Annotated in this window: 8 protein-coding genes; 2 read left to right on the top strand and 6 right to left on the bottom strand. The window is 73.7% G+C overall.

The window, feature by feature from the left end; all coding sequences use genetic code 11:
* Nucleotides 1-49 precede the first annotated feature (49 nt).
* Both rpoZ and folK read right to left on the bottom strand, forming a co-directional pair.
* Nucleotides 50-445, bottom strand: a complete 396-nt coding sequence (gene rpoZ, locus AC1MIR_RS03340; protein ID WP_480026765.1) for a DNA-directed RNA polymerase subunit omega — start codon at nucleotides 443-445, stop codon at nucleotides 50-52.
* A gap of 64 nt (nucleotides 446-509) precedes the next feature.
* Complete coding sequence (gene folK / locus AC1MIR_RS03335; protein WP_480026764.1) at nucleotides 510-1070, bottom strand: 2-amino-4-hydroxy-6-hydroxymethyldihydropteridine diphosphokinase; 561 nt, start codon at nucleotides 1068-1070, stop codon at nucleotides 510-512.
* Between the two features lie 83 nt (nucleotides 1071-1153).
* Between folK and AC1MIR_RS03330 the strand changes: the two genes are divergently transcribed.
* Together AC1MIR_RS03330 and AC1MIR_RS03325 are read left to right on the top strand one after the other, a co-directional pair.
* Entirely contained in the window at nucleotides 1154-1780 is a 627-nt protein-coding gene (locus AC1MIR_RS03330) for a LabA-like NYN domain-containing protein (protein ID WP_480026763.1), read from the top strand.
* A 25-nt stretch (nucleotides 1781-1805) separates the two neighbouring features.
* Complete coding sequence (locus AC1MIR_RS03325; protein ID WP_480026762.1) at nucleotides 1806-2444, top strand: uracil-DNA glycosylase; 639 nt, start codon at nucleotides 1806-1808, stop codon at nucleotides 2442-2444.
* 6 nt (nucleotides 2445-2450) lie between these two features.
* Here the strand turns inward: AC1MIR_RS03325 and AC1MIR_RS03320 are convergent, their stop codons facing one another.
* The 4 genes from AC1MIR_RS03320 to AC1MIR_RS03305 all read right to left on the bottom strand — a co-directional run bounded on the left by AC1MIR_RS03320 (nucleotide 2451) and on the right by AC1MIR_RS03305 (nucleotide 5256).
* Nucleotides 2451-2864, bottom strand: a complete 414-nt coding sequence (locus tag AC1MIR_RS03320) for a hypothetical protein (protein ID WP_480026761.1) — start codon at nucleotides 2862-2864, stop codon at nucleotides 2451-2453.
* Nucleotides 2865-2891: 27 nt separating this feature from the next.
* Complete coding sequence (locus tag AC1MIR_RS03315; RefSeq protein WP_480026760.1) at nucleotides 2892-3392, bottom strand: glutathione peroxidase; 501 nt, start codon at nucleotides 3390-3392, stop codon at nucleotides 2892-2894.
* 103 nt (nucleotides 3393-3495) lie between these two features.
* Nucleotides 3496-4167 (bottom strand): sulfite oxidase-like oxidoreductase, encoded by a 672-nt coding sequence (locus AC1MIR_RS03310; RefSeq protein ID WP_480026759.1) that lies wholly within the window; start codon nucleotides 4165-4167, stop codon nucleotides 3496-3498.
* Between the two features lie 51 nt (nucleotides 4168-4218).
* Nucleotides 4219-5256 carry an alginate lyase family protein gene (locus tag AC1MIR_RS03305; protein ID WP_480026758.1) on the bottom strand — a complete coding sequence of 346 codons (1038 nt, stop codon included), beginning with the start codon at nucleotides 5254-5256 and terminating at the stop codon, nucleotides 4219-4221.
* Nucleotides 5257-5411: the final 155 nt, after the last annotated feature.

The raw sequence follows: 5411 nt of genomic DNA, 5'->3' as shown, positions 1-5411 counted from the left end.
GGGCGGGGCGGGGATGCGGGGGCGGCGCCCCCGCCGGGTCGTCGCGGCGTCAGCGCTTCCCGCCGAGCTCGGCGGCGATCGCCGCCTCGATGTCGTCGGCCGAGAGATCCTCGAGGCCCGCACCGTCGCCCACCGGCTCCTCGTTGACGTCCATCACGCCGAAGATGTTCTCGTCGGTGGCGATGAGGTCCAGCACCTCCTCCTCGGCCGGCTCCGGCTCCGGGGCGCGCTGCAGCGACTTGATCAGGTCGGCCTGCAGGTTGTCGAGGTCCACCGTCGCCTCGGCGATCTCGCGCAGCGCGACGACGGGGTTCTTGTCGTTGTCCCGCTCGACGGTCAGCTCCTCGCCGCGGCTGATGTTGCGGGCGCGCTGGGCTGCGTGCAGGACCAGCTCGAAGCGGTTCGGCACCTTGAGGACGCAGTCCTCGACCGTGACGCGTGCCATGGCAACTCCAGCTCTGCGGGTGCGGCGGCCGGCCAGGCGCACAACGGCCCGGCCAACCCCTCCCCTAACTCGGTGAAACCTCCATGTAGCCATCGGCGCGGGCCGCTGCAAGCGGCACGGCAAGCGGCCGCACCCCGGCCGTTCCCGTCCCGGCCAGGAGTTCGGCCGCCGTCCGACCGAGCACCGGGTGCCGCCAGCCTGCCGCCAGGTCGCAAAGCGGGGCCAGCACGAAGGCGCGGTCCTGCAGCCGGGGATGCGGCAGCAGCGGGTCGGGCCGCGCGCGGACCAGGCCGTCCAGGTCGAGCAGGTCGAGATCGAGGGTCCTCGGGGCGTTGGGATAGGGGCGGACCCGGCCGAAGCGAGCCTCGATCCGCTGCAGCCCGGCCAGCAGCGCGGCCGGATCCGGTGCCGCGACACCGGGCGCCGGCACGAGCAGCGCGACGCCGTTCACGTAGTCCGGCGCGCCGCTCCCGGCCGGGACCGCCTCGCTGGCGAACCAGCGCGAGAGCGCGCGCAGCCGCAGCCCCGGCAGGCCATCCAAGGCCACCGCGGCGCGACGGCAGGTCTCGAGCGGCGGGGCGCCGTCCGGCCCCGGCAGGTTGGCGCCGATGCCGATCAGGATCACGCGCCGCCGTCCCCGCTGACGGGTGGGTGACGCTGCGATGCAGTTTCATTATGGTCCGAAAGCAGAGAGCGAAAGACCCGGACGTGCATTTCGATCCCCAGGAGAGGCTTGGGCTCTTCATAGACGGCGCGCATCTCTATGGCGCCTGCCGCAACCTCGGCTTCGACGTGGACTACAAGGACCTGCTCGGCTTCTTCCGCCGCCAGGCGCGGCTGGTCCGCGCCGCCTATTACACCGCGCTGCTGGAAAACGAGGAGTACTCGCCGCTGCGGCCGCTGGTGGATTGGCTCGGCTACAACGGCTACTGCGTGGTCACCAAGGCCGCGCGCGAGTTCACCGATTCCGCAGGCCGCCGCCGTGTTCGGGGCAACATCCATATCGAACTGGCCGTGGACGTGCTGACGCTGGCCCCCCGGCTGGATCATGTCGTGCTCTTCGCCGGCGACGGGGACCTGCGCCGGATGGTCGAGGCGGTCCAGCAGCAGGGGGTGCGGGTGTCCGTGCTCTCCACCATCCGTACCCAGCCGGCGATGGTCGCGGACGAGTTGCGCCGGCAGGCGGACCAGTTCATCGATCTGGCCGAACTCGCGCCGGACATCACGCGCCGCCAGACCGAGCCGCGGGCCCGCCCGCCCGCGGTGCGGCCGCCCGAACGCACCCGCGCCACGCCGGCCGATCCCTTCCGTGACCCGGTGGACCTGCCCGAGTAGCGCAGCGCGGGCTATGCCCCCCGGCATGAGCGAGACCGCCCAATTCCCCGGCCCCGACTGCCCCCTGTGCCCGCGGCTCGTCGCCTATCGCGGCGCCAATCGTGCGAAATGGCCGGACTGGCACAACGCCCCGGTTCCGTGCTGGGGCCCCTCGGACGCGCCGCTGATGGTGCTGGGGCTGGCGCCGGGGGTGAAGGGCGCCAACCGGACCGGAAGGCCGTTCACCGGCGACCATGCCGGGCGGCTTCTCTACGCCACCCTGCTGAAATACGGCCTCGCCCGCGGCGAATACCGGGAAGACCCGCGGGATGGCATGGAACTGACCGCGGTGCGGATCGTGAACGCGGTGCGCTGCGTGCCGCCGGAGAACCTGCCCACCCCGGCCGAGATCGCCACCTGCAATCGCTTCCTGGCGGCGGAGCGGGCGGCGATGCCGCGGCTGAAGGCGGTGCTGGCGCTCGGCCTCGTCGCGCACAACGCGCTGCTCAAGACCTACCGCATCCCTGCCGCCCGGCTGCGCTTCGCCCATGGCGCGCTGCACGCGCTGCCCGACGGGGTGCTGCTGGCCGACAGCTATCACGTCAGCCGCTACAACACGCAGACCGGGCGCCTCACCACGGAGATGTTCGAGGCGGTGGTGCAGGCCGTCCTCGCGCGGCTCTGACCGCGCCTACCGGTTGGTGATCGCACCCTCTCGCAACATCCGCATGCAGCCGCGCACCACCGGCGCGCAGGCGGCATCGGTCATCAGGCCGGCCTCGCGCGCCGCGCTGTAGCCGATGCGCCGGACCCGCCCCTCGACGAGGTGGAAGGTGGTGCGGCACTCGCCGCTGCCGGAAATGCTGACGCCGACATCCACCCAGGGCAGCCCGCCCGACAGGGCCGAGGCCGGCGCGCCGCGGTCATAGGTCCAGAAGGTGCAACCGGGCGATGCCGCCTCCCGGTCCGGGATGCCGGCGCAGAGGCGCAGATCGTCGGCCGGCAGGCCGACCAGGGACTGCCGCGCCTGGTTGACCATCAGCGCGTCGCCGGTGGAACAGCCGGCAACGGCGAGCAGCAGCGGCAGGACGCGGCGCAGAGACACGCGGACGGTATCGCCCGTCGCGGCGCCCTACGCCAGCGGCCGCCCGGCCAGCGCCGCTTCGACCGCGCGCAGCACAGCCGGGTTGTCCGGCTCGGTCGCCGTGGGGAATGCGCGCACCGCGAGGCCGTCCTTCGCGACCAGATACTTGTGAAAATTCCAGCGCGGCGGGCCGCCGGCGCGCTGGGCGAGCCAGGCGAAGAGCGGGTGCACGCCCTGCCCGCGGACGCGGGTCAGCCCGGCCATCGGGAATGTGATGCCGAACATCGTGTCGCAGAACTGGCGGATGCGCGCGGCATCGGTGCTTTCCTGCGCGAAGTCGTTGGAGGGCACGCCGATCACCGCGAAGCCCTGGCCGGCGAAGCGGTCATGCAGGCGCTGCAGCGCGGCATATTGCGGGGTGAAGCCGCAGAAGCTCGCGGTGTTGACGATCAGCAACGCCTGGCCGCGGTGATCGGCGAGCGGCAGCGTCCCGCCCTCCAGCGCGTCGAGCGTGAAGTCGAAGACGGTGGGCGCGGGCGCGGCTGCCATCAGCAGCGGGCTCGCCAGGATCGCTCGGCGCGCAAATGCCGCGCGTTGCGATCCAGCGCTCCGGTGCCCGGCTTCGCCTGCGCCCTCGGCGCATCGCAGCGCATCAGCCATACCGCTCCTCCATCCAGGGATCGCCGCGATTGTGGTAGCCGCGCACCTCCCAGAAGCCGGGCCGGTCCTCGCGCAGCACTTCGATCCGCGTCACCCATTTCGGGCTCTTCCAGAAATACAGATGCGGCACCACCAGGCGCACCGGCCCGCCATGCCGGCGCTCGAGCGGCGCGCCCGCCCAGGAATGGGCGAAGAGGTTCTCCGCGCGGGCGAAGTCCGCCATGGCGAGGTTGGTCGTGTAGCCGTCGTAGCTGGTCAGCGCGACGAAGCGCGCCTCCTCCTTGGGGCGGGCCATCTCCAACAGCGTCGCGACGGCGACGCCCTGCCAGCTGTTGTCGTAGCGCGACCATTGGGTGACGCAGTGGATGTCGTTGACGCGCTCCACCTGCGGCAAGGCGCGGAACTCCTCCAGCGTCAGGCGCACCGGCACCGCCACCAGCCCCTCGATCCGCAGGCGCCAGTTCTGCGGGTTCACGTCCGGCTGCACGCCGAGGTCGAGCACCGGGAAGTCCTGCACCAGGCGCTGGCCCGGCGGCAGGCGCTCGGCAAGCGGGTCGGCATGCATGCCGGTGAGCAGCCGGCCTTCCCGCGCCCAGTCCTGCTTCGTCGCGATCAGCTTGTCCTTGACCTTGCCGGTCAGCGGGACGGCGTCGTCCTCGGCCATGCGCTCTCCTCGCGCGGCATAGGTGCGCGCCATGGTCCCGGGCGCAAGGGGTCAGCCACCCCAGAGCAGGGTCACGTTCCCGCCCAGCCAGCGCTGCCGATAGGGCCGGAAGGGCGCGAGGGCCTCCGGCGCAAGGCCCAGGATCTCGAAGCCCTGGCCATCGGCCAGCCAGGGTCGCGCCGGGTCGGCCAAATGGCCCTGCGGCGCGCCGGCGAGTTGCGCGATGCGGCTGGCGTCGCGTGTTTGCGCCAGGGTGAAGCGCGCGAAGCGATCCAGCGCTGCGGCCTCCTCCGGCGCGAAGGGCTCGCCCGCCGCGGCGCCGAGGCGCGCGAGGGCCGCGACCGGCGCCAGGGCGAAGAGATGGTAGTGCAGCGCCATCCGGCCGCGCGCCAGCTCCTGCGGATGCGCTCCGTCCGGCGTGACGGCGGCGAGGAAGCGACGGCCATAACCCATGCCGTCCCGCAGCAGCGCCCGGTCCCCAGCCGCGACGCCGGCGGCGGCCAAGGCGAGGCCGGCCCAGGCGACATGGTTGTTCAGCACACTGTTCGGCACGTGGTTCGGCGGCGGCCGGTCATAGGGCGGGCGGACGGCGCGGGCGACCTGCGCCAGCCAGGCGGCGATGCGCGCCTGCTGCCCCGGGGCGGCCGGCGCGTCGCGCAAGGCGAGGAAGGAGAGCGCCGCACCCGCCAGCGTCCATTTCCGATGGTAGGCGGCCTGGGTGTTGAACTCGCCGACCAGCGCGCCGGCCTCGGCCCAGGCCTGCAGCAGCGCCAGCGCGCAGGCCGCTTCCGCCGGGTCGCGCAGCGCGACCCAGCGCTCCGTCGGCCGCTGCAACGCGTTCAGCCACTCGGTCAGCGGCCGCGACGCCTCCCGGTCGGCGGCGACGCGCACAGGATCGGGGATGGAGGCGCGCGCATCGGTGTAGAAGCCCTGGCTTTGCAGCGAGACGACCGGCGGCGGCGGCGCCGGGCAGGGGCGGGCGGAGAGCGGCCGGGACGGTCCGGGAGCGCCGAAGGGCGCGGGCAGCGTCTCGGCCCGCGCCGGCGCCGCGAGCATTGCACCGAGCAGCAGCGCGAGGCAGGGCCTCACCCCTTCTCCCGCATCAGCCGCGCCTTGTCGCGCTGCCAGTCGCGGGGGGGGGGGGGGGGGGGGGGGGGGGGGGGGGGGGGGGGGGGGGGGGGGGGGGGGGGGGGGGGGGGGGGGGGGGGGGGGGGGGGGGGGGGGGGGGGGGGGGCGCGCGGCGG

Source organism: Falsiroseomonas sp. RANM36, from assembly GCF_056682175.1.
Note: the sequence above shows the minus strand (reverse complement) of the source record. Positions and strands in the feature narration are given on the sequence as shown.